The sequence below is a fragment of the Phocaeicola acetigenes genome (genome assembly GCF_027529745.1).
GTDB lineage: Bacteria > Bacteroidota > Bacteroidia > Bacteroidales > Bacteroidaceae > Phocaeicola > Phocaeicola acetigenes.
The window spans coordinates 214,351-240,297 of sequence record NZ_JAPZVM010000002.1 but is presented as its reverse complement, the minus strand read 5'-3'; the positions used below and the strand labels follow the sequence as shown (position 1 = coordinate 240,297).

Annotated in this window: 18 protein-coding genes; 3 read left to right on the top strand and 15 right to left on the bottom strand. The window is 39.3% G+C overall.

What is annotated here, in order from left to right:
* Window positions 1–53 precede the first annotated feature (53 nt).
* Window positions 54–1,040 carry a GSCFA domain-containing protein gene (locus O6P32_RS03530; protein ID WP_269876838.1) on the top strand — a complete coding sequence of 329 codons (987 nt, stop codon included), beginning with the start codon at window positions 54–56 and terminating at the stop codon, window positions 1,038–1,040.
* Entirely contained in the window at window positions 1,016–3,481 is a 2,466-nt protein-coding gene (locus tag O6P32_RS03525; RefSeq protein ID WP_269876836.1) for a bifunctional UDP-N-acetylmuramoyl-tripeptide:D-alanyl-D-alanine ligase/alanine racemase, read from the top strand. The genes O6P32_RS03530 and O6P32_RS03525 overlap by 25 nt, the downstream gene beginning before the upstream one ends.
* A 229-nt stretch (window positions 3,482–3,710) precedes the next feature.
* Here the strand turns inward: O6P32_RS03525 and O6P32_RS03520 are convergent, their stop codons facing one another.
* Window positions 3,711–4,259, bottom strand: coding sequence for a hypothetical protein (locus O6P32_RS03520; protein WP_269876834.1), 549 nt, complete (start codon window positions 4,257–4,259; stop codon window positions 3,711–3,713).
* A 609-nt stretch (window positions 4,260–4,868) separates the two neighbouring features.
* On the opposite strand from O6P32_RS03520, the gene uvrA reads away from it, so the two are divergent.
* Window positions 4,869–7,637, top strand: a complete 2,769-nt coding sequence (gene uvrA / locus O6P32_RS03515) for an excinuclease ABC subunit UvrA (RefSeq protein ID WP_269876832.1) — start codon at window positions 4,869–4,871, stop codon at window positions 7,635–7,637.
* 36 nt (window positions 7,638–7,673) lie between these two features.
* On the opposite strand, the gene O6P32_RS03510 is transcribed toward uvrA, so the two are convergent.
* The 14 genes from O6P32_RS03510 to O6P32_RS03445 form a co-directional block, all read right to left on the bottom strand.
* The gene (locus O6P32_RS03510) at window positions 7,674–8,114 is read right to left on the bottom strand and encodes a Fur family transcriptional regulator (RefSeq protein ID WP_269876831.1); all 441 of its coding nucleotides are present in this window, start codon (window positions 8,112–8,114) and stop codon (window positions 7,674–7,676) included.
* 79 nt (window positions 8,115–8,193) lie between these two features.
* A complete protein-coding gene (folE, locus tag O6P32_RS03505; RefSeq protein ID WP_178266077.1) occupies window positions 8,194–8,787 on the bottom strand; it encodes a GTP cyclohydrolase I FolE in 594 nt (197 codons plus the stop codon).
* Window positions 8,787–9,242: an SPOR domain-containing protein gene (locus O6P32_RS03500; protein ID WP_178266076.1), complete on the bottom strand. Its 456-nt coding sequence runs from the start codon at window positions 9,240–9,242 to the stop codon at window positions 8,787–8,789. Before O6P32_RS03500 ends, folE begins: the two co-directional genes overlap by 1 nt.
* 86 nt (window positions 9,243–9,328) lie before the next feature.
* The gene (gene tpiA / locus O6P32_RS03495) at window positions 9,329–10,084 is read right to left on the bottom strand and encodes a triose-phosphate isomerase (protein WP_269876830.1); all 756 of its coding nucleotides are present in this window, start codon (window positions 10,082–10,084) and stop codon (window positions 9,329–9,331) included.
* Between the two features lie 59 nt (window positions 10,085–10,143).
* On the bottom strand, window positions 10,144–11,466 hold the full coding sequence (locus O6P32_RS03490; protein WP_269876829.1) for a BT_3928 family protein: 1,323 nt from the start codon (window positions 11,464–11,466) through the stop codon (window positions 10,144–10,146).
* Complete coding sequence (locus tag O6P32_RS03485) at window positions 11,456–11,998, bottom strand: DUF1599 domain-containing protein (protein WP_178266073.1); 543 nt, start codon at window positions 11,996–11,998, stop codon at window positions 11,456–11,458. Before O6P32_RS03485 ends, O6P32_RS03490 begins: the two co-directional genes overlap by 11 nt.
* Window positions 11,999–12,173: 175 nt before the next feature.
* A complete protein-coding gene (locus tag O6P32_RS03480) occupies window positions 12,174–13,082 on the bottom strand; it encodes a peptidoglycan DD-metalloendopeptidase family protein (protein ID WP_269876827.1) in 909 nt (302 codons plus the stop codon).
* Between the two features lie 304 nt (window positions 13,083–13,386).
* Window positions 13,387–14,055 carry a DUF3256 family protein gene (locus O6P32_RS03475; RefSeq protein ID WP_269876825.1) on the bottom strand — a complete coding sequence of 223 codons (669 nt, stop codon included), beginning with the start codon at window positions 14,053–14,055 and terminating at the stop codon, window positions 13,387–13,389.
* A 160-nt stretch (window positions 14,056–14,215) separates the two neighbouring features.
* On the bottom strand, window positions 14,216–16,954 hold the full coding sequence (locus tag O6P32_RS03470; protein WP_408636040.1) for a hybrid sensor histidine kinase/response regulator transcription factor: 2,739 nt from the start codon (window positions 16,952–16,954) through the stop codon (window positions 14,216–14,218).
* Window positions 16,955–16,989: 35 nt separating this feature from the next.
* Window positions 16,990–17,880, bottom strand: coding sequence for a carbohydrate kinase family protein (locus O6P32_RS03465; RefSeq protein WP_269876824.1), 891 nt, complete (start codon window positions 17,878–17,880; stop codon window positions 16,990–16,992).
* 31 nt (window positions 17,881–17,911) lie between these two features.
* Window positions 17,912–19,078, bottom strand: a complete 1,167-nt coding sequence (locus O6P32_RS03460) for an MFS transporter (protein WP_269876823.1) — start codon at window positions 19,076–19,078, stop codon at window positions 17,912–17,914.
* Window positions 19,079–19,101: 23 nt separating this feature from the next.
* Window positions 19,102–21,291 carry an alpha-galactosidase gene (locus O6P32_RS03455; RefSeq protein ID WP_269876821.1) on the bottom strand — a complete coding sequence of 730 codons (2,190 nt, stop codon included), beginning with the start codon at window positions 21,289–21,291 and terminating at the stop codon, window positions 19,102–19,104.
* A 94-nt stretch (window positions 21,292–21,385) separates the two neighbouring features.
* A complete protein-coding gene (locus O6P32_RS03450; protein WP_269876820.1) occupies window positions 21,386–23,263 on the bottom strand; it encodes a GH32 C-terminal domain-containing protein in 1,878 nt (625 codons plus the stop codon).
* 108 nt (window positions 23,264–23,371) lie between these two features.
* The gene (locus O6P32_RS03445) at window positions 23,372–25,777 is read right to left on the bottom strand and encodes a TonB-dependent receptor (protein WP_269876819.1); all 2,406 of its coding nucleotides are present in this window, start codon (window positions 25,775–25,777) and stop codon (window positions 23,372–23,374) included.
* Window positions 25,778–25,947 lie beyond the last annotated feature (170 nt).

Below are 25,947 nucleotides of genomic sequence, written 5' to 3'. Positions count from 1 at the left end.
TTGTGCTTACATTTGCAAGTCTTTTTTAGAACACAGGAATAAATCTTGAAGTTATGGAGTTTAGAACAAAAGTTGAATTACCAGCCGGTCAATGGGAAATACGCCACTCAGACAAGCTCATGCTGTGGGGCTCCTGTTTCGTACAAAACATTGGTAAGCAATTGTCCGATAACAAATTTACCTGCGACATTAATCCTTTCGGCATTTTGTATAATCCCATGTCGATAGCAAAAGGACTCGAAGAGATTGCTACAGGGAAAACATATACAGAGACAAATTTACGTTTCGACAAAGGCATGTGGTATAGTCTGATGCATCATGGTTCTTTCTCCAGTTCAGAAAAAGAAACTTGCCTGTCAAAAATCAACGAACGGATAAGACAAGGAGCCGCTCATCTTCGTCAATCCGACTGGCTGATAATGACTTGGGGAACCGCTCGGGTATATCAATGGAAAGAAGATGGAAGCATTGTAGGCAATTGCCACAAATTACCGGAAAAACTATTCGAACGCCGTTTACTCCATGTAGAGGAAATTGTAGAGCAGTACCGAATATTACTTCCTCATCTCCGTTCATTGAATCCCAATCTACAAATAATATTCACAGTCAGTCCCATCCGCCATGCCAAAGACGGCCTTCATGGCAACCAGCTCAATAAAGCCGTATTGCTTATCGCAATTGAAAAATTGTGCAATCTCTTTTCTTATTGCCATTACTTCCCTTCTTATGAAATCATGATGGACGAACTGAGGGATTACCGCTTTTATGCAGACGATATGCTGCACCCCTCTTCTTTGGCTATAGAATATATATGGGAGTGTTTTACACAAACCTATTTCAGTCAGAATACTTTACATATAATAAAAGAATGGGATGCAATACGTAAAGGATTGGAACATCGCCCATTCAATGAGGATTCAGAAGCATATCATATTTTTTTAAGTCAAATTCTGTTAAAGATAGAAAGGTTAAAAGAAAAATTACCGTACTTAGATGTACAAAATGAAATCGCATTATGTCAAACTCGATTGAAGAAATAGCTTCTGTTATAGGAGCCAAACGCATAGGAAACCATCCAGCACATATAGACTGGATTCTGACAGACAGCCGGTCGCTTTGCTTTCCGGAAGAAACGCTGTTCTTTGCACTAAAGACAAAAAGAAACGACGGACATAAATATATAGCCGACTTGTACGAACGTGGAGTAAGAAACTTTGTTGTCGGAACCTTGACTACAGAACCGGAATCTTACCCCGATGCCAACTTTCTGGTAGTGGGAAGTCCGCTCAAAGCTCTGCAACGCCTGGCCAGCCGCCATCGTGAACAATTTCAGGTACCCGTAGTGGGAATTACCGGAAGTAACGGTAAAACCATCGTAAAAGAATGGCTTTATCAGATACTCAGTCCGGAACGTATCATTACCCGTTCGCCACGCAGTTACAACTCACAGATTGGAGTGCCTCTTTCTGTATGGATGATGAACGAACACACAGAATTAGGTATATTCGAGGCCGGCATCTCTGAAATGGGAGAAATGGAAGCCTTGAAACCTATCATCCAACCTACCATTGGAGTTCTGACCAACATCGGAGGTGCACATCAGGAAAACTTTACTTCACTGCAAGACAAATGCATGGAGAAACTGCAACTGTTCAAAGACTGTGATGTCATTGTATACAATGGCGACAACGAGTTAATAAGCAGTTGTGTATCAAAGTCACTGTTCACTGCACGAGAAATTGCCTGGTCTACCAAAGACAATGAACGTCCGCTGTTTATAGAAAGCATACAGAAAGATGATACCGGTACCACCATTAAATACCGCTATTTAGGATTTTTCAAAGAATACCGCATCCCGTTTATCGACGATGCTTCCATTGAGAACTCCTTGCACTGTCTGGCTGTAGCATTATACCTTATGGTATCTCCCGAAGACATTGCCGAACGTATGCTTCATCTGGAACCTATCGCCATGCGACTGGAAGTAAAAGAAGGCAAGAACGGGTGTATCCTCATCAATGATAGTTATAACTCCGATTTTGCTTCGCTCGACATTGCTCTCGACTTTATGGCACGCCGTACCGAAGACAAAGAACGCAAACGTACACTGATACTTTCCGATATACTGGAAACCGGACAGTCCGGCAAGCTGCTTTACCGACAAGTGGCTGAACTTGTACACAGCCGGGGAGTAAACCGTATTATTGGAGTAGGCGAAGAAATTTCAGCTTCGGCTTCACGGTTTGAAATCGAAAAAAATTTCTTCCGTTCCACTTCCGAACTAATTGAATCGGGTATTCTTTCTACACTAAAAAATGAAGTGGTACTGATCAAAGGAGCCCGTATGTTCCACTTCGACCAGATAACAGACTTACTGGAACTGAAAGTACACGAAACCATTCTGGAAATCAACCTGAATGCGCTGACAGACAACCTCAACTTTTACCGTAATAAGTTGAAGCCGGAAACAAAAATGGTGTGTATGGTAAAAGCATCTGCATACGGGGCAGGTTCGTTTGAGATTGCCAAAACACTGGAAGACCATCGTGTAGATTATCTGGCAGTAGCCGTAGCCGATGAGGGAGCTGATCTGCGAAAAGCCGGTATAGGAAGTTCCATTATTATCATGAACCCAGAAGTCACCGCATTCAAAACCATGTTCGACTACCGGCTGGAGCCTGAAGTGTATAGTTTCCACTTGTTGGAAGAACTCATAAAGGCAGCCGAACGTGAAGGGGCAACCAATTGTCCTATCCATATCAAGATCGATACTGGTATGCACCGTTTGGGATTTGACCCAGCTGATATGCCGCGGCTTATCGAACGATTGAAAAGACAGTCTGCCGTCATTCCCCGTTCCGTATTTTCACATTTAGTAGGCAGTGACGCCGAGCGTTTCGATGCATTTACACGCCACCAGATTGAAACATTCGAACAGGCTGCAGCCGAACTACAGGCAGGTTTCAGCCATAAGATTCTGCGTCATATCTGCAATACGGCAGGTATCCAGCGTTATCCGGGAGCTCAGTTCGATATGGTTCGTTTGGGTATCGGATTATACGGTATTGATCCATTCACAAACCAGATGTTGCACAACGTTACCACACTCAAAACCACAATTCTGCAAATACATGATGTGCCAGCCGATGAAACCGTGGGATACAGCCGCAAAGGAGTATTAAACCGCAATTCACGTATTGCCGCCCTGCCGATAGGTTATGCCGACGGACTGAACCGACACTTGGGCAACGGAAAAGGCTATTGTCTGGTAAACGGTCAGAAAGCTCCTTATGTAGGCAATATTTGTATGGATGTATGTATGATTGATGTGACTGACATCGACTGCAAAGAGGGAGATAAGGCAATTATCTTTGGCGATGAATTACCTGTCACTGTACTTTCCGACATACTCGATACTATTCCATACGAAATTCTGACCAGCGTATCGGAACGAGTAAAACGAGTGTATTACCAAGACTAATTCCTTAAAATCATAAACAAACCAGAGATATTGTCTCAAAATAAAAAATAGAGGTCGGCTTATATAAGCTGCAATATAAAAATCTCCTGCTTTAGTCCTTGTTTATTTTAATTGTAGGACTGAAAGCAGGAGATTTTTATTTTTACGATTCTATCATAAAAACTGTTTCTTCTTCCGAAACATATTTGTGCATAAAGAAATCATAGACTCTATAATCTGAACCTCAAATCTATTTATTTACTTTAATCTTAATAGTAGGCGTATAAATTATTTGATACTCAGGAACGGTCATTGTTCCATCTTCGATGTAAAAAATCTCAGTATCCACATCATTTATATAAATTTTATCCAGTGGATATTTCCCATTAAAAATGGTTTGAGAAGTATTCCACATTGTTTTTATATGCAAAGGTTCCGGAAATAAATCCTTGCATATCAGATCGAAAGAAAATGTATTTTTAAAGTTCTCTCCAACTCCAATAACATCCAGCCCAGACAAAGAAAGATAACCATGACCTTCTTTTTCCGGAATGCATTCTAATGTAAGAGCGTCAAATTCCACGTATTTCGAAGACTCCGGATTAACCCATTTAAGTTCCATTTTATCAGTTATCGAGTTTAAGTCGTCTGGGTTGCTGATAAGTGGAGCTCCGTTTTCATCTACCAGTTCGATGTAAAATAAATAGTTATGGTATACTACATCACCATTGTTTTTATCACAACTATTTATTGTGATAAAAAGTAATAAGACCACTGAACTTAAAATAAACTTTTTCATAAAATTATGAGTTTAATAGGATGGTATTATAACTAATTGTTTTTGAATCATTGGGAAATATGTCTGGAAAATAAAAGTTTTAAGGTTACTATTAAGTTTATAATTATCCACTAAAGTATCAAGACGATATTCGATGCAAGTCCCAGAAAGGATGAAATATATTAATAGTCTTTTATTTTCGTAAATATAAGAAAAACATGAAAATAATCAAAATTTTCACTATATTTTTATTGTCTTTAATATAAAATTAGGCCTGTACTTGTGTCGCTGTACGAAAAAGAGGCTGTCCTTTTATTTCCGACCGAAAAATCTGAATTCTGACATCCTTATTTAGTAGAAAAAGTACTTACTATTATAGATATAAATTCATAGTTTCATTCACACATTATAGCCAACGACGTCGGTTGTGTAGCCGACGTCGTTGGCTATACATTCAACAACGGCGTTTTTACATTCAACGACGCCGGTTTTAAAACAATACCTTTCGCAATCTTTCAATAAGACAGAATGCAGCTCGGGATAGCCAAACTGAAAAACTCTGTTTTTCGTTTGTCTCTCCACTCGCCTTTGCGTATCTTTGCATATTACAATTTATAGCATTCTATTAGTATGTCCGACAGTAAATATATATCCATCAAAGGAGCTAAGGTAAACAACCTGAAAAACATTGATGTAGACATTCCAAGAAATAAGCTGGTAGTCATTACAGGACTGTCCGGTTCCGGTAAGTCTTCTCTTGCTTTCGATACTCTGTATGCCGAAGGCCAGCGTCGCTATGTAGAAAGCTTGTCTTCGTATGCCCGCCAGTTCTTGGGACGAATGAGCAAACCGGAATGTGACTTCATCAAAGGGATTCCGCCTGCTATTGCCATCGAACAAAAGGTTATCAGCCGCAATCCCCGTTCAACCGTCGGTACATCGACTGAAATATACGAATACCTGCGCCTGCTTTTTGCCCGCGTAGGGCATACTTTCTCGCCTGTAAGCGGACAGGAAGTCAAGAAAGACAGCCCGGAGGATATTGTCAATTGCATGTTATCATACCCTAAAGGTACACGATACACAGTACTGACTCCTATTTGTCCGAGAGAAGGACGTACGATAGCCGAACAGATTGAAATTGACATGAAGCAGGGATTCACCCGACTGGAAGTCAATGGCGAAATGATTCGTATCGACGAATATCAATACAAAGAGGAAGATACTGTATATCTGCTGGTAGACCGCATGAGTTGCGACGACAGCAAAGATGCCGTGAGCCGACTGACCGATTCTGCAGAAACTGCTATGTTCGAAGGTAATGGTGCATGTATGCTACGCTTCTATCCGGCCGGAGAGGAATCCCGTCTGCACCGTTTCAGCACCAAGTTTGAAGCAGATGGTATTACTTTCGAAGAACCCACCGACCAGATGTTCTCGTTCAACTCACCTGTTGGTGCCTGCCCTACCTGCGAAGGATTCGGAAAAGTTATTGGTATAGATGAGCATCTTGTCATCCCCAATCGTGCACTGAGTGTATACGATGGTGCGGTGATGTGCTGGAGAGGAGAAAAAATGGGAGAATGGCTGACAGAGTTTCTACGCGAAGCGCCTGCACACGATTTCCCGATATTTACTCCATACTACGAACTTACTAAAGAGCAGAAAGACTATCTGTGGCATGGTCCGAGAGAGAAAGTTTGTATCGACTCTTTCTTCCGTATGCTGGAAGAAAATCAATATAAAATCCAGTATCGTGTAATGCTGGCACGCTATAGAGGAAAAACAGTTTGCCCCGAATGTCAGGGAAGCCGGTTGAAAAAAGAAGCTTTTTATGTAAAAGTAGGCGGACGCTCCATTGCCGAACTGGTAGAGATGCCTATCTACGACTTGAAAGAGTTCTTCCGCACCCTACAGTTGAACGAGCACGATGCAGCTATCGCCCGTCGTCTTCTGAATGAAATAAACAACCGTATCAACTTCCTGCTCGATGTAGGATTAGGCTATCTGACACTGAACCGTCTGAGTAACTCACTTTCGGGTGGAGAAAGCCAGCGTATCAACTTGGCTACTTCATTGGGAAGCAGTCTGGTAGGTTCGCTATATATCTTAGACGAACCCAGTATCGGTCTGCACAGCCGTGACACAGACCGTCTGGTGAAAGTATTGCGTCAGCTACAGGAATTAGGTAATACGGTAGTAGTGGTAGAGCACGATGAAGAAATTATCCGTGCTGCAGACTATATCATCGACATCGGTCCGAAAGCCGGACGCCTGGGAGGTGAAATCGTATACCAGGGTGATATGAAAGACTTGCAGAAAGGAAGTAACAGTTATACTGTAAAGTACTTACTGGGAGAAGAAACCATCGACCGTCCGCTTACACACCGCTCATGGAATAATTACATCGAAATAAAAGGAGCCCGCGAAAACAATCTGAAAGGCATTGATGTACGCTTTCCGCTGAACGTGATGACTGTAGTTACCGGAGTAAGCGGCTCGGGTAAAAGTACACTGGTACGCGATATTTTCTACAAGGCACTGAAAAGAGAGTTCAGCGAAGCCACAGACCGCCCGGGAGAATTTGTTTCCATGGAAGGCGACCTGTCGATGATAAAGGATATTGAGTTTGTCGACCAGAACCCCATCGGAAAATCTTCGCGCAGTAATCCCGTAACCTATATCAAAGCTTACGATGAAATACGTAAACTGTTTGCCGAACAGCCTCTTTCCAAACAAATGGGATATTCAGCCGGTTATTTTTCTTTCAACACCGAAGGCGGACGCTGTGAAGAGTGTAAGGGAGAAGGTACCGTTACTGTAGAAATGCAGTTTATGGCCGACCTTGTACTGGAATGCGAATCGTGCCATGGAAAACGGTTCAAAAACGAAACCCTGGAAGTGTGTTATGAAGGCAAAAACATTTATGATATATTGGAAATGACTGTAAACCAGGCCATCGAGTTCTTTACAGAGCATAAACAGAAAAAAATCGTAAAGAAACTCCTTCCATTACAAGAAGTGGGATTAGGTTACATCAAGCTGGGACAGTCATCGTCTACCCTATCAGGGGGAGAGAATCAGCGCGTAAAACTGGCTTATTTCCTCAGTATAGAAAAGGCTCAACCAACTATTTTCGTATTCGATGAACCCACAACTGGACTTCATTTCCATGACATCAAGAAGTTGCTGGAAGCTTTCGATTCGCTAATCAGCCGGGGACATACGGTAGTGATTATCGAGCATAATATGGATGTTATTAAATGTGCTGACTACATTATAGATTTAGGTCCGGAAGGAGGAGACAAGGGAGGTAATCTGGTAATTGCCGGTACACCAGAAGAAGTAGCACAATGTGGCGCCTCCTATACCGGCCAGTATCTGGCAGAGAAAATGTAAAACAGAATAAGCAAGCAGACCTGATGGAGAGAGAAGTTAATCTTCTGTCGGGTCTGTTTTTTTTATGCAATTATCACATATACCTTTTATCATATAATTGACACTTTGCATACGGAAATTTTCGGGAAGGCTGATTAATGGAATCTGGATATTCTTAAAACAGAAGGTACGATGACACCGTTCGCAATAAAAATGGACATGCATATCTTCGATACTACAAGAATCTTCATTCTCGCATACCTCATATTTGGACGAACCGCTTCCATCTTCCATCTCGTGTACCAGATGATGCGCCAAAAACAAATTTAATGTACGGAAAATAGTCGACTTATCTACAGTAACCAGCTGTTCTTCCAACTCAGACAAAGACAAGGCATACGAACTCTCCATCAGCGTACGCAGCACCAAAATACGCACAGCAGTAGGCTTAATCTGCTTTTTTTCCAAGCGTTGTATATAAAAAGAAACTTCGTTCATCTGACTGACTCTTTTTGCAAAGATAAGGAATATACTGTGCAATTCAGTTGCAAACCTGATGGCATAAAAAAAGAGAGGCTTAATAACCTCTCCGAATCAGATTCATAAACTCTTCACGCGTCTTGGCCTGATTGAAAGCTCCGGTAAAATCAGAAGTAGTAGTTACAGAATTCTGCTTTTCTACTCCACGCATCTGCATACACATATGCTTTGCTTCTACCACTACCATCACTCCCAAAGGGTTCAAGGTTTCCTGTATACATTCCTTTATCTGCAATGTCATACGTTCTTGTACCTGCAGGCGATGCGAAAAGATATCTACCACACGAGCAATCTTGCTTAATCCGGTAATATATCCGTTTGGAATATAAGCTACATGAGCTTTTCCATAGAAAGGAAGCATATGATGCTCGCACATTGAAAAGAAATCAATGTCCTTTACAATTACCATCTGGCGATATTCTTCCTTAAATTTGGCTGCACTCAATACAGCTTTCGGATCAACTTCATATCCTCGAGTCAAAGTCAGCATGGCCTTAGCAACTCGTTCGGGTGTTTTCAACAATCCTTCACGTTCAGGATCTTCTCCCAACAAGGCTAGAATCTCCTTATAATGTGCCATCAGCTTCTGTACCTTTTCCTCAGGAAAACTCAGTAAATTCGTATCAATCATTATTCTAACGAGATATTAATTATTTCCTGCACTATTGCAGCTTCTTTAAACTCTCCACTTGCTTTTAGTTTGCGCATTGCCACATGCGCTTCTTCTATACTTTTAAAATCGCCAACCCGGCAAAGCCAGCGGGGAGACTGAAAATATGTATATACCGGCATATCCGGAAATAATTCTTTCATCTTTTCCGCTACCGCATGTGCTTCATTACGTGCTATACGCGAATTGTTTCCAGCATACACCTGTACACGGAATCCACGTGTTTTCAAAGCCTTCTGAGTACCTGCAGCAGTAGAAGGAACATAACGTAACCCTATCAAAGCCTTAATCTGCGCACTCTGATGAATAGTTACCGTACCTTCTCCGGGACGCTTCTGTTCAAGGCTTTCTACAATAGTCTGAGCACTCAACATGCCTGCCCAAAGAAAGGATATAAAGAATAAGATGTATCTCATCATTACCGGTTTTGTAGATAGTTAATAAAAATCCTCCTTCTTCCTCTTCCCAAAAGAGGAAGAAGGAGGGAAAAAGATTCGGTTAATTATTTAAATGCATCGATAATGCCTTTGAAGTCTTCTACTTTCAAAGCAGCACCACCAATCAAACCACCGTCAACATCTGGATTAGCAAACAATTCTTTTGCATTTGAAGGTTTGCAGCTACCACCGTACAAGATAGAAGTATTTTCAGCAACTTCCTGGCCATATTTAGCAGCAACCAAAGAACGGATGTGAGCGTGGATTTCCTGAGCCTGAGCAGGAGTAGCAGTCTTACCTGTACCGATAGCCCAAACTGGTTCGTAAGCCAAGATTACTTTACCGAAATCTTCAGCAGACAAAGAGAATACAGAAGCCAACTGTGCTTCTACAACTTCGTTCTGCTTGTTAGCTTCACGTTCTTCCAAAACTTCACCAATACAGAAGATAGGTTTCAAGTTGTTAGCCAAAGCCAATTTTACTTTTTCTTCCAAAATTTCTACTGTTTCGTGATAGTAAGCACGACGTTCAGAGTGACCCAAGATTACATATTCTGCACCTGTTGAAGCAACCATTTCTGCAGAAACTTCACCAGTATAAGCACCTGAAACTTTGTCTGCACAGTTTTCTGCACCTACACCGATTACAGCTTTGTCAACGATAGGAGTTACAGAAGCCAGGTGGATGAACGGAGTACAGATGATTACGTCGCAGTTAGGTTTGTCTGCAGCCAAAGCTGCGTTCAATTCTTTTGCCAAAGCAATACCTTCTTGCAGGTTCTTGTTCATTTTCCAGTTACCTGCTACAATGTTTTTTCTCATTTCGTTTAAATTTTAAAATTAATATATCAAATTGGTTTATTATATACTTTCACTTAAACTTAGTTCGCTTTTTCCTCTTTGCCTTTTTCTTTCTGCTTCATTTTCCGGTTACGATAATTAAGCCAAGCCAGATCAGATAAAGTCAACAGTAAAAGAGGAGCCACAAACCATGCCACAACCTCTACAATTTTATGAATTACTGTTTTTCTGTTCAACTGCCCTATCGGTAAGTTTTCCAGCGATGCGTTCAATTGATACTCATCGGGCAAATCCCCATCACTCCATTTATTGATGACAATTCCCTTTTTCAGCAACATCAAACCTGGATTAGATCGAATCATAGTCTTCAGTGTGATATCATCCATTAAAGCAAAAGGATATTCTGCTCCAGTATACTCCTGCCACATAGCAATATCTTCATCTGATGAAGCTGTCACACACAAAAAACGATAACCATGTTCCAAGCTATAATCGTATACCTCATTTATCAAATCAATGTTACTGTCATCGGCCGTAGACAATCGAGGAGATACCAACAAAAAAGTATAATTTTCATCATCCAATATTACATCAGTCAAATCTGTTCCATCTTCCTGTGAAACTATAGAGAAATCATGAATAGGAGGTTCATATCCTTTCTCTTTTACACGAGTGCGAGAATCTACGAAAACCCAAGTAGTGTCTGAAGAAGGGAAGTTGTCAATAGTAAACTCCTTTTCTACTCCATCTTTAGCATAAATAAAAGTCGTTTCGTATGTAGTAGGCTTTTTTCCTTCCGGAATTTCCATTCCTTTTCGTATATCAGCTCCAACATGATAAGGACGAAAATCAAAAACCGGCAACTTACTAATACAGAAGAACGTATAAAATACAATGAATACCGTACTATATAGAGCAACTAACCAATCGACTTTGCTTGTGACCAGCTGAAAAATTTGCTTTCTCCACTTAAAAACAGAAATAGCAGCAAGTAACAATACAATATTCTTTCCAAATGTTTCCCAGTTTGTTAAAACGATAGCGTCACCAAAACAGCCACAATCTGAAATTGGATTTTCAATAGCCAGCCATAACGTTAAAGGAGTCATCACTGACATCAAAAGAAGAACCAGTGAGGAAGCGATACGACTACGAATTCCAAAAAGCAAATAAATACCCAAGGTGAATTCGACCATCCCCATGAGCATAGAGGCTAAATAGACCAATGCATTAGGGACAAGATCGACTATACCCCATGCCTCTAAGTAATCTGTAATCTTGTAAACTGTACCTAAAGGATCATTGGCCTTGACAAAACCGGAAAAAGTAAAGACTAATGCTAACAGAAACCGGCAAAAATTTGTCCAAACTAAAACAGCTATATGTAAACGCTTATTCTCCAAATTCTATTTTAATCAATCCGAAAACTGAATAATTTATCATATCCATATAATTGGCATCTACACCTTCAGACACCAGCGTAGCTCCACTCAACGATTCAATCTGCTTGGTCCGATATATCTTCATCAGAATTAAATCGGTATATGAAGTGATGCGCATGCTACGCCAAGCTTCATCATAGTCATGATTTTTGGCAAGCATCAACTCTAATGCCTGATTGGCATATTTGTCATACAAATCGAGTGCTTGTTGCTCTGTCAGATCTTCTGTATCCGAATAGCCTAACTCCAACTGAATTAAACCAATAATACCATAATTTACAATAGCAATAAACTCTGAGCGTATGCCTTCGTTAATCAAAGCTACACCTTTCACTTCAATACTACGAATACGATTTGCCTTAATAAAAATCTGATCAGTAACGGACGACGGACGCATAATACGCCATGCAGCCCCATAATCGTGTAATTTCTTGGCAAACAAATCACGGCAAATAGCAATGATATGTTCAAACTGCTGTTTTGTTTCCTTCATAATACGTTCCGAATAGGCAGCAAAGTTACTGTTTTTTCAGCAAAAATTCTCATTTCAAATCGTGAAAATCACAAAACAAAAATGTCATTCTGAAAGAGAAAACATAAGCATTAAGCTTACCTATCATTCAGAATGACATTTTAAAGATGTATACAGATTAATTAATTTCCTTATTTCAAGAGCATCTCAACACTTGACCAATACGCAAAGTTGTAGTTCGTTTAATACCATTCATCTGACACAAACGATCGATAGATACATGGTACAAACGAGATACTTTACCTAATGTATCTCCCTTACGAATCTTATGATAACGAATAGCTGATTTCTCCGCCTCTGCAGCTCCCGACTTTCCTGCCTTTACAGCAGCTAAAGCACGATTACGCTGCCAATCATAACGATTGGCCCCACGAACAAACAAATAATTATCCGCAACGATATCCTGTTTTGGGAAATCAAACATAAACTCAGGATTAATTACCTCACCTAAGAAACGGGTCTCGAAATGCAGATGAGAACCAGTAGAACGTCCGGTATTTCCTCCCAAACCAATAGGATCACCTGCCTTTACATATTCATTTTCTTTGACTATTTGTTTAGAAAGATGACCATAAATAGTTTCCAATCCGTTATCATGACGAATGACCACGTATTTTCCATACCCACGACGCTCATACTTCACAATACGCACACGACCATCAAAAGCAGCACGAATCGTATCGCCAATATATACCTTAATATCAAGTCCATTGTGCATACGACGCCAACGAGGACCACATTTAGATGTGATTTTAGTATGGGTAGTAGGCATACAAAAGCCTGTCAAATCAATACGGAAACTATCTGGAATCTGAACAGTATTACCATAAGCATGCACACGGTCGTTACTCCAATTAGGATAAAGAGTGTAAGCAGGATATACAGCTTGCTCTGCTTTAATCTGGCGAACCAAAGCCAAAGAATCAACAGCTTTTAATTTTCTGTCAATTGGAGCTTGACGCGCCAGCAAATCTTGTCCTGAGGCATTTAAGCTAACAAAAGCTAAAGCTGCTACAGCGACGGTCTTAATACATTTTAATATCATTCCTCTTATGTTATTTTCCGACCTGTATCTATACTCAGTGAAGCATTGGCCTTTAGAAACTGAAACGTATCGATACAAGCCCACATTATAAAAAATTCCATGTAACTATCACGAAAACTTGTTATGTTTCGCAAAAACTGTCTCAAAGATAGTTTTTTTCCATCAGACCGCCACGACGAATTAACTATTTTTTATCTATTTTCAGACCATAATAATGAAGATATGTCAATTCTATGTTTTTAAACATAAGAACGTTTTAAACAATATATGTATCCCTGCTGATATACATCGCTTTTCTCTAATTTCATTTCTCTGAAATAGATGAATCTTTTTCCGAAAGAACAAATTTTCCTTCTTTCCACTCATACAATACTGGCATTTTCCTCAAATAAGGAGCCAGTTCTTTTGCTGTTTCTTTATCAAGGTAATCAGGAGTAGTATATACAAAACGTAATGAATTCGTATCCTCCGACAATTCAGCCTTTAACATATACATATCTGTACGCATGCGCAAGTTGCGTACTGAATCAGTTTGAATTTCAGAAAGATCATTTCTATAAAAAGAATCTTCTTCCGGAAGAGTAAGAAAGGCCTCATCCGATAATTTTCTCCAAGACGTATCATAAAAAGAAATATGGCTGTCTGATGTAGGGGCCATATAAGTATGAACCACACAAAGAATCTTTGTCGAATCGTTTAGAGGGAGCAGCTTCATTTCAACTTCACTGGCCGAAGTCATCTTTATTTTCAAATAATCTGCTGTAAGTTTTGTCATTTCAGAGGGTTTACCAAAGCGATTCTTTACCTCAGCCTTCATATTACTGGCAAGGAAATCGCCAAAATCTTCCCTATTAACTTTCGTCAGTAAAAGAGAAAGTGAATCGGGCATAGTAATAAACAAGGACTTGATATCTTGTGCCTGTGTTGTCAATACACAAAGACACATACCAAGAATTAAAAGTATTTTTTTCATGAGAATATTTATTTTTTAATCGAGTCAAAGATACATATTCTACATTTTCCCACCAAATTTACCTGCAGTTCTTGTTTTGGCTATACCAACCTGTAAATTATTTACAAAAAGCCTTTTCTATCTTTCAGCAGAAAAGGCTTTATAGTCTCCCCAAAATATCTTATTTCTTACGTTTTAAAAAATCGGTAGGACTTTCACCAAAATAATCTTTGTAGCACTTTGTAAAATAGGAAGGAGAACTAAATCCCACTTCATAAGTAACTTCAGCCACAGTTTTATCGGTAGAAGCCAACAATGCAGCTGCTTTCTTAAGACGGGCAATACGCAACAATTCATTAGGAGCATACCCCGTCAGTGCTTTTGCCTTTCTATACAATTGAACACGGCTCATGCCAATCTTATCTCCTAAATCCTCCACACTCAAATCAGGGTCACTTAAATGCTCATCAATCAACGCACGAAGGCGCTCTACAAATCCTTTATCCAATTCTGCTATAGGTTCTTTCCGAAGAGTCATCTTATCGGAAAAGAAACTCTGCAAACGACGTCTGTTATCAATTAAATTCCGCAAACGAACCTGGAGTAAACGTGCACTAAAAGGTTTTAAAATATAAGAGTCCGCACCACACTCATATCCTTTTACTTTCTGTTCATCCATTGTATAAGCAGTCAGCATCATGACAGGAATATGTGATGTCTGCAACTCAGACTTTAACTTACGACAGCACTCCATTCCATCCATTACAGGCATCATTACATCACAAATAATTGCATCAGGAACATATTTCATAGCCAAAAGTAATCCTTCCTGCCCATTGGATGCTTCTATGACAGTATACGTTTCTTGCAGAAGAATCTTCACATAATCTCTAACATCTTGATTATCATCAATTACCAGTACTGTTTCTTTATCACTGCACTCTACCGGCTCTGATACTGTTTGAAGCGTTTCCTGATCAGCAGAAAGCACAGCTCCTTCCTGAAGATTTTCTAGGACTATATTTCTTTCCACGTTATCATTTAAAACGCCTTGCTGTTCCATTGGCATGTCGATGGTAAAAATAGTGCCCTTACCTTCTGCGCTGTCTACGGTAATACTGCCCCCATGCATTTCTACAAAAGCTTTTACCAAAGCAAGTCCAATACCTGACCCCGCATGATGTACATCTACCTGATAAAAACTTTTAAAAATATGCTGTACATGTTCAGCTGGCATACCAATGCCTGTATCTGAGACCCTATAACACAGCCATCTATTATTGTCCCGTTTGTAAACTGCAATCGAAACTTCTATCTTTCCATTTTCTGGAGTAAACTTAAATGCATTCGATAAAAGATTATAAGTAATACGTTCCATTTTTTCAGCATCAGCAATCATCACACAATCTTCTTTTTCAGTTTCAACTGACACGATAAAATGTATATGCTTACGATAAGACAAGGTACGAAAAGCCTCTGTCCATTCTTTTATGGTTTCAGCTATATTAAATTTAGAAAGAGTCAAGTCCAACTTTCCATTTTCAAACTTACGAAAATCCAGAATCTGATTAATCAGACGAAGTAATACAGTTACATTTTTCTGTACAATACGTAAAAGAAAGCGCTCATGTTCACCCAAGTTACCCGTTTCTACCAATTGATTAACAGGATCTGCAATCAACGTTAATGGAGTTCGGAAATCGTGTGAGACATTGGTAAAAAAAGCCAATTTAGCATGAGTAGCTTGTTCTAATTGCTCAGACAAATCCACCAACTGATCACGCTGTTCTTCCAAGCGTCGTTTCTGGTCGGAAAGTTCTTCATTCATTCTATTCTTCGTCCAAAAAGCACGTACCACAAAGAAAAGCAACAAGCCAACCAATATCAAAATAATAATACAAGCATACAACAACATCTGTTGTGAAGAATAACGCATCAAGTATGCATCAAGCCGTTTATCAAGTACCTCTATTTTCGAATCCAGCTGGCTGATGTGTGCAGTCTGCATTTGCATAATACGAGCATTTGCCCGATTGACAAGAGCAGTAGAAAGAATTGTCTCACGATTATATTTTTTCTTCTGCAAAATATTCATAGCAACCTCGAATACTTTATCCCCTCCAGTCGGATAAATAAAGGTTGCATCCAATTGCCCATTAATCACTTGCTCCACACCATGTCCTTCTCCTGCTAACGCATCAATGCCGACAAAAAGCATTTCCTTTTGTCGGCCTTTTTCCAAAGCTGCTTCATAAGCACCTTCTGCCATCCTGTCGTTATGAGAAACAACCATATCAATATGTGAATGGCAATTAAGAATAGAATCAAAAGCCTCTTTTGCCGACACTCGGAGCCAAGCAGCATCGGCAGAGGCTACAATTTTAATATCTGGAGTTTTTTTTAAAGCCGCCATTATCCCTCGATGGCGCTCCAAAGCTGATGTAGACCCATGTAATCCGGCTATTTCTACCAATTGTCCTTTTCCATGAAGTCTCTCAGCTATATAATTACCTACTTGAAAACCTATTTCATAATTGTCTGCTCCCACGTATGCCGTATATTTATCGGAATAAATTCTACGATCGACCAAAACAACAGGAATACCTTTATCATATGCCTTTTCAATAACCGGAGTTATGGCCTCAGCTTCGTTGGGAGAGACAATCAATAAATCAACACCTTTATCTATAAAGTCTTCTACATCTGCAATTTGTTTAGCATTATCATCCTTTGCGGTACAAATATCCACTTTCACTCCCGGATAAAACAAAGCTTCACGCTTTATTTCCTTGTTCATCTGTTCACGCCATTCATCATCGCTACACTGAGAAACACCTATTATATAATGTGCTTTTTGCGGAGTACATCCCCAGCACATCCATATACATCCGAAAATAAAAGCTAACAAAGAATATTTCATACCATTTTTCATTCATGATAATACTGTTTCTACCTTCATTTTACCACACGATTTCTCAACTCCTGTGGCAACACGGGCATAGCACCGTTTTGGGTGCATACATAAGCAGACGTTTCTACAGCCAATTTATGAGCTTCTGTTACCGACAAACCTTGTAAAACAGAAGATACAAATGCTGCAGTAAACGAATCACCAGCTCCAACTGTATCAGCAACTTCTACTTTCGGAGTTTCTACAAAAGATACATGTCCTGGAGTAAAGACATAACTTCCGTTTACTCCACAAGTAAGGATCAGCATCTTAAGATTATATTTGGCCAACAATATCCAGCATTTGTCCTGAAGATCAATTCCTGGATAACCAAACATCCGGCTTACAGTAACCAGTTCTTCATCATTTATCTTCAATACATTACATTTCTCAAATGAATTGCAGAGAATCTCCTTGGTATAAAATCCCTGACGAAGATTAATATCAAAAATCTTCCAAGTATCTTCTGAAGGCATTGCATCAAGAAAACGATTAATGGTTTCACGTGATACAACACTACGCTGTGCCAAAGAGCCGAAACAAACAGCTTTTGTACATTGAGCCAAACCTTCTAAAGCAGGAGTATAAGGAATATTGTCCCAAGCCACTCCTTCTTTTATATCATAACAAGGAACTCCTTCCGCATCCAACTCTACCTGTACAGTGCCAGTAGGATATGGTACAACTTCTACCATTGCGCTAAGTTTCTTTTCACGGAAATTCTCCAAAATCTCCATGCCCAATTTATCATCTCCCACTGCACTTACTACCCGGCTTTCCAATCCGAATTGAGACACATGATACGCAAAATTAGCGGGAGCTCCACCTATTTTTTTCCCTTCTGGAAGCACATCCCACAATGCTTCTCCCATTCCTACGACGATTGTATTTTCCATATCTTGAATTCTATATAATCAAAGTTACATATTACTTTTTAATTTTCCATGTATAAAGGAGTAAATAAATCACTCCGACCATCATCACAGCTACTGCTCCATTCTGTCCTATGGCATCACTGGCAAATCCCATGAACAAAGGGAAAACAGTACCACCAAACAATCCCATAATCATCAAACCTGAAATTTCATTTCTTTTTTCAGGAACAGCCAATAAAGCTTGTGAAAAAACAATTGAAAAGATATTTGAGTTACCAAAACCAATCAATGCAATTGCCGCATAAATCACATATAGTTCATGAGATATAAACAACCCAATCATAGCTATCAACATACAGCATACGCTAAGAATAAAGAAAGAACGAGCAGATACTTTCTGTAAGACAATAGCTCCTGAAAAACATCCCAGTGTACGGAATATAAAATATAGACTGGTAGCGAATCCAGCTTCACCAAGTGACATTTCCAGACGTTCCATCAAAATTTTTGGAGCAGTTGTATTAGTGCCGACGTCAATTCCTACATGACACATAATGCCCAAAAAGCAAAGCAAAATAAACGGACGGCCCAATAATTTCAAGCAATCTCCAAACCCAGATGCTTGATCAGCTTTCTCTTCTTCAATCGGAGTTGCCCCCAGCCACAGTATAGCAATTACAGCTATAACCATATAAACAGGGAACAGAACTCTCCATCCCAATCCAAATGTAGGCATAGCCTGAGTAGCCCCCCACATCGCAATATAAGGTGCCAAGAAAGACGCAATAGCCTTTACAAACTGGCCAAAAGTCAAAGAACTTGCCAATTTATCTCCCGATATGATATTACTCAACAGCGGATTCAAAGAAGTTTGCATCAAAGCATTTCCTATTCCCAGTAAAGAAAAAGAACAAAGCATAATACCATAACTATCACCAAATACCGGAATAAGCAAGGATACAAAAGTTACAACCAAACTAAGTAGAACTGTTTTCTTACGCCCTATTTTATTCATCAGCAATCCAGTAGGAACTGAAAAAATAAGGAACCAGAAAAACACTAATGACGGAAAAATATTTGCTTCCGAATCACTCAGATTCAAATCCGCTTTTACATAATTTGATGCTATACCTACCAAATCTACAAAGCCCATTGCAAAGAAGCAGAGCATCAAAGGTATTAATTTAGCATACTTCAATTGTTGATTCATTGTTGTCATCACTATTAACTTTATAATTTATATTACATTTGTTCTGAAAATTCGATTACGCAACTTTGCAAAGACTTGTCTCCAAATACTTCCAGACCTACTTTCATTAAATAATCTCCAGAAACAACCTGATTATTCATCTTTAATACAGATTGGCAACCAGGCATCAGATTAATTTCTTCGACTTTATACATTTTATCAGGATTCAATCCCTGCACTTTAACTGGAAATACTTTTTCTTTAAAACGAGGATAAATATCATATGCAAACAATACAGCTTTTCGTCTATCTTCGCTGACATAGTTCACAGCCATGTGTGCACTCTTATAAGGAGAAACCAAACGATACTGTTTACCATCAAGTATAACAGAAGACAAACGTTTCCAATTGCTTATTGCAGTCTTACAATAAAGCAGCTCATCTTCCGACAAATCTTTCAGACCAATATCAAAACCTAATTTACACATAGAGGCCACATCGGTACGGAATTTTACAGAAGCATTCTTATTCCAGCTTGTTACATGTGCACACATTGCCTTAGCCGGGAAGAAATGAGAGAATCCCCACTGAATATAAATACGTTCTACCGGATCTGTATTATCACTACACCAAAACTCTGTAAAATATTTCAATGCTTCATAGTCACAACGAGCTCCACCTCCCGAGCACAGCATCAAAGGCAATTGAGGATATTTTGCAGATACACGCTTCATGACATTATATACCCCACGCACATGATCGATATAAAGACGTCCTTGCTTATTCTTCAAATAAGGTGAATAAATATTGGTTATCGGACTATTGCAATCCCATTTAAAATAAGCAAGTCCTGCATTCTCTTCCATCAGTTTTTCGACAACCGAATATACATAATCTTGTACCTGAGGATTACTCATATCAAGAACCAGCTGATTACGATAATAATAAGTTTCACGATTAGGATAACGGATAGCCCAATCCGGATGTTTTTCCATCAGTTCACTTTGAGGATTTATCATTTCAGGTTCTATCCAAATACCAAATTCCACACCCGCTTCCTTTGCATAACGGATCAGTGTAGAAACACCTCCAGGAAGTTTATCTACGTTTGCCTCCCAATCTCCTAAACCTGCTTTATCGTTATCACGAGGATATTTATTTCCAAACCATCCATCATCCAGCAAAAACATATCCACTCCCAGGTCTTTAGCTTCCTTCATCAAATTTTTCAAAGTAAGTTCATCAAAGTCAAAAGCTGTATTTTCCCAGTTGTTCAGCAAAGTCATACGTGTACCTTTACCATCTTTCAACTGATAGTTTCGTGCCCACTGCTGAAAATTTCGGCTTCCTTCTCCTGTACCCTTGCTCAATGTAAAAATAAACTCAGGAGTAGTAAAAATCTCATTTTTCTGCAACTCATATACCGATGCATATGGATTAATAGAAGGAATTACACGTAAGTTACCTACATTATCCACCTCAAAAGTAAATCGGAAATTACCGGTCCATCCAATTGTTCCCATCAATACATCTCCATCCTTTTCCTCCACCGGTTTTCCCAGTCCTACCATGAAAAAAGGCTGAACATGCATAGCGGCTCTACTTCCCAATTTTGTATCTATTACTTTTTTGCCAAATTGCAATTGCTGGCTGCTCATCTGCACTTCTTTTGCCCAGTCGCCACTAAACTCTGTCAGATAATAAGAAGGACTACTAAAGTAAAGAATCGTTGAAGCATAACGGGATAACAACAACGGTTTCTTTTCCTGATGTTTTATTTCGCTCCAAGTTTTAATGACATTTTCCTCCGGATAGGCTACATAATGAAGTGTCACTTCTACCGGATACTTATCATCACGAAGCAGAATATCTGTTTGAGTTCCTCCTGGCACCTGTTTTACCGAAGAAGACACATAATATAGCCATGCAGAAGGATTACCGTCTGCATGCATCATACTCCAGGCAGGTTCAAAAAAATCTTCATTTCCAGAGGTACTGCACACCTCCCATCCACGTTCTACAACGCTTGCATCAGATGCCGGGTGTACTCGCCATTCTAAATGCTCCAAATCGGATTCATTACGCAATTTCTCACCTAAATAAGACTGATATACTCTTCCATTCGGAGCTACTTGAAGTATCAGATCGGTCTGATTGGTAGAAATACGAATCAGTTGCTTTTCTGCAGCATACATCTGTATGCTCATTAAAGCAGCAAAAACTAAAGTAAAAATATATTTCATGGTTCAGATTAATATATAATGAAGAATATGTGTTTCGGTAAAACAAATTCAGGTTTTAATAAAAACCTGAATTTGTAAAAGTTGAAGAATGTTTTTACATTCCCAATTTATAGATTTTCATATTACTAAATTCTGCTTCACCTCCTTCTGTATAGAAACGTAAAGTATCATACGGTTTGGTTGGGAAAACTAAATTAGTCATTGCAATACGTCCGCCATCTACAAAAATCTCAATGGAACATTTATCTACAAAAATATCCAAATGATAGGTCTTATCTTCACAGAGAGAAAGTGGTGCCCATGTACCTAAGGCAAAATCATTCTGATAGTTCACAGACAATGTTTTACGGTAATTGCCTGTTTCTTTTGCATGAACATCAAATTTTCCATTTCGTTTCAAGTCAACAATACCACTTTCTGTACGGTCCATCACCAGACGGCCTTCTTTCATATCCAAATAGATCTTTGATTTTTCTCCTTTTTCATTCATCAAATCAAAGCCTACCAAACGTGCATTACCCGGAGTTACATCCATTTCCAGTTCATAAGCTCCTTCCATCTTTGAAAAGACAGTATCCATCTCCAATTCACCTTTTACAGTAAAGTTTTCTATCGGACGTGCATCTTTTCTCAAACTCTGAGCTTCTTTCACAACATTAGCAGCCATATAGATTTGTCCATCTTTTGTATAAAGAGACAGTTCACGCGGCAAAGCATTTGCTCCACGATACTGTTTGATAGGAGTAATATTGGCATACTGCCAGTTGCTCATCCAAGGTACAGCAATCACTCTATCGCCTGTGTTTGAGAAACAAACTGTAGCATAGTGGTCTTTTCCATAGTCCAGCCACTTCACAACCTCAGGTTTGGTATCACATTTAAATTCTTTACCATCAAATTCACCTACAAAATATTCGGTAGCACTTCCTCCAAACATACATCCTGGATTGATATTGACTATCATCACCCATTTCTTATTTTCCGGATTGCCGTCTACAGCCAACTGTACAAAATCGGGGCATTCAAACTGATTAGGCTGTGCACCATATCCTTTTCCAAATCCACTTAAGAACTCCCATTCTTTCAAGTTGGAAGAAGAATAGAAACGCATTTCTTTATCGGCAGATACAATCATATACCATTTCTGTGCCGGTTCATACCAGAATACTTTAGGATCACGGAAATCTTTCAAGCCATCAAAAGGAGTCAATATCGGATTCTTTTCGTACTTAGTAAACGTACGCCCGTTATCGTTGCTATATGCCATACACTGAATCTGTCCGTGTTCATCGCTTGCAGATGTATAAAAAGCAATCATAGCATCTTTTCCATATCCAGCACTGTTACGATGATCGACAATAGAGCTACCTGAAAAAATATGTCCCAATGTATCGCGTGCAATAGCTGGTTTCAAATGTTCCCAATGAATCAAATCCTTACTTACCGAATGTCCCCAATGCATATTTCCCCATCTGGAACCATAAGGATTATACTGGAAATACAAATGATATTCTCCATCTTTATATACTAACCCGTTTGCATCATTCATCCAGCCATACTGAGGAGTATGATGATACACCGGTCTATAATAATCGGTATTAGCCACATCGAAGGTATCAGACAACTGAATATTCTTCCAGCATACAGCCTGAGAAGAAACCTTGTCGACAGTAACAGTCACTTCCTTTACATTCTGAGGAAGTTCAAACGGTACATAATATTCTATACTATCCACAGCCAAGCGGATATCCATTGCTACATCAGCCGGGCTTCCGGTATTCAGTTTCACTTTACCCTCACCACTTGACTCCTGCACCGGAAGTAACAAATATTTTGAAGGATTAGAAACACGGATCACAGTCAAAGAATCGCCTTGACGTTCCAACACCAAATTTCCTTTATCCGATTGGCAAGCAGTCATGCCACACAACAGTGCCTGCGCTATAACTAAACTAAAGAAAGTACGTTTCATAGTATATATTTTATATGCTTTTAAAGATATCTGTTTTTATTTTCATTCAATAATGTTTTACAAGAATTCCAACCTGTTTTTACATAACAATCTATCTACCTTCAAACTTTAAAATTTAATCTGGGCAGAGAACTCGACAGTAAACGGACGGATATAACTACCAGCCATTACAGTATTGGCATACTGTCCTGCTTCCTCTTTTGTTACCAATTCAGCACCTGCTATACTTCCCTTCGCACCAGTCTGATTCAAGAAGTTGATTACAGTACATCCCAAAGAAAATTTCTTATTGACCTGCCAGTTCAAACCACCAAAGGTTTCCCAACGTCCGTTGAAATAATAAGCATCGTTGATATTAGCATAAGTCTTGCTGAAATAGCGGAAGCTAGTCCATATCTTCAAATCGTCAGTAATCATATAACTAGGATCGATTTCAACAATTACTTGAGGAATTTCTGCTACGATATTTCCAGTTGCGTTAATCTGTCCGACATAACCATCAGAGAACTTCACAGAAGTTTCATACTTCTTGTATGTAGGTTTCTGGTAAGTAAACAAGAAGTGCAAATTGAAGCCTTTAAACGGAGTAGCTACCACATCGGTTGTCCAACCCAATGTCTTGATGTCGTAATTAAGCGGAGCAGCCAAAATCTCATTCACACCATTTACTGCATGCTGCAAATTCAATGTAGAATTATTGTTGGTCTTAGAAATATAAGAGAACAAAGAAGTCAGGCTCAACCAGTCGTTATTGAAATAGATTCCGGCACGTCCCAATGGTACAGAAATCTTATCTGTATTAGGTAAAGTAGCAGGAGCAAAATTTTCAATACGAGGATGCTGAGTAATATAGGTAAAGTCTCCGGTTAAACCGAATTTGTTAGTCAGCTTATAAGTAGCAGCAGCACTCAAAGCATAGTTAAACCAATCGTAGCTCATTGGAGTAGGTTCAACTTTTACAGCTCCCGAAGCGCCAGCTGCACCAGCCATATATCCTGTCTGATTACCATCTACATCATATACAGGAACAGCAGTTGCTCCAAGATAATAGTTGGCAAAACGTCCGATATAGTCACCATTGGCATTTTTTACTGCGGCATTGTTTCCACGAAGTGCCTGATACTCCAGACGTGCACCATAATACAAGTTCAATCTGTCTGTTATATCCCAGTCATGAGTAAAATAAACAGCCAATTTATTTTCATGACCTTTATAATATTCTGAAGCATTCTTATTGAAATCATAATAATATCCGTTTCCTCCGTAAATACGTCCTTCAGCTGTTGCATATGCAGGATTATACAAACGTACCGGATAGCTTCCGTCAGCAGGAACCGACTGGTCATACATTGTAGTATTAGATGCATAATCAATATCATAATACCATTCATTCAAGCCTAAACGCCAAGTACCGTTAGACAATTTACGGGACAATTCTGTTGTAAACATAAACTCATCAATGAATCCACGGTTCAAGCAAGACATTCGGCTTTGTACATATTCACCTTGATACGGCATCATACTTCCATCTGCAGCTTCATACTGGTAAGCAATAGAACTGTCTGTACGACGCTTCAGCTCCATCGGAGTCTGGTATACACACGAACCTGTTGCATGGTCATACTTCATCATTACCTTCCAAGCCAGTCCATTATCCCATTTATAGTTATTCATCAATAACCATTCACTTCCTTTATTCTGTACCGCATCGTAAAGTGTTGTTTTCTGCAATTCACCTGTACGCATATCACGATACATCATTTCATTGTCTACCGGAAGATAAGAAGTGGTTCCCAGGGCAAAACCGCCAAACTCTTTTACACTACCATCACCTACATATATAAACGGAGCAGACTGAGTAGCATACATGTATACCGGATGGCTGTTGCTATAATGATACATGGCTGTAAATTCACCACGATTTTCATGATAACGCTTAGTCAGCGCAAATTTATAAATCTGTGTACGGTCTTGAAATGGAGTAGACTTAATTTTAAATGTTCCCGGATCAAAGTCCTGATATGCACTACCACTATAATACCAGTCCTTTGCAATTTCTCCATTGAGGTTAAGAGAGAACTCTTGCATACCAAAGTGATTGGTCTTATAATTTAAAGTACCATGAAATCCTTTTTCTCCAAGCTGAGTAAAAGAATTGACAGCATAACCAATATTACCTGTAGTAATGGCTGTTTCCGAAATTTTCAAAAGTCCTACATGACTCAAGCTGGCATCGGCACGCCACAGAGAGTTTACGCTGTGAGGATTGGTTGCATAAGTAACAGGCATACCATTCTCCAGCACATTGACATCGGCAGAAGGAAGACCAATCTGAATCTCACGAGGACCGTTAGCACTAGCTGCATTCAACATCACATTTCGGTTTCCCTCTTCTTTAGAACTACTATTGTTTGATGATTTCTTTTCCTGTGCATATCCATTTGCACAAGCCACGGCGAGTAGTAACACGACTGCTCCCATACGATTGCATAACTGTTTCTTTTCAGTCTTCATAGCATTAAATACTTAGTATGAAAGATTTGTTTTTATCGACAGCAAAAGTAGGAAAGGGAATAGTTAAAGGGCATAAAAAATGTTTCATCCTCTTACAAATCTGTTACATGAAACAAGTTTGCAAGAGGATGAAACATTTTTATCAATAGTGTTAAATTCCTATATCATAA